The organism is Vogesella mureinivorans, from assembly GCF_007644035.1.
GTDB classification, from domain to species: Bacteria; Pseudomonadota; Gammaproteobacteria; order Burkholderiales; family Chromobacteriaceae; genus Vogesella; species Vogesella mureinivorans.
The window spans coordinates 1-293 of sequence record NZ_VMTV02000693.1 but is presented as its reverse complement, the minus strand read 5'-3'; the positions used below and the strand labels follow the sequence as shown (position 1 = coordinate 293).

Below are 293 nucleotides of genomic sequence, written 5' to 3'. Positions count from 1 at the left end.
GTCGGCTGCGTGGTGCTGGCGCAGCTGGCCTTCACCTACCTGCCGGCGCTGCAGGTGCTGTTCCGCACCGAGGCGGTATCCCTGCGCGATGGCCTGCTGGTGATCGGCATCGGCGTGCTGCTGCTGGTGGTGCTGGAGATCGAGAAGTGGCTGTTCCGGCGCCTGCGGCCACGCGCCAGCGGCTAAACTCCGCGCCATGCGAATTTTCCTGCAGCAGCCGCCCGCCGCCGGCGAGCCCATCCGCTACCTCAAGCTCACGCTGGAGAAAGACCTGCTCGGCAGCTGGTGGCTGC

1 protein-coding gene is annotated in these 293 nt (G+C 68.6%); it reads left to right on the top strand.

Going from position 1 to position 293, the window contains the following annotated elements:
* Positions 1–186 (top strand): cation transporting ATPase C-terminal domain-containing protein (locus tag FLQ44_RS17775; protein WP_147695461.1); only part of this gene is annotated, 186 nt, incomplete at its 5' end.
* Positions 187–293 lie beyond the last annotated feature (107 nt).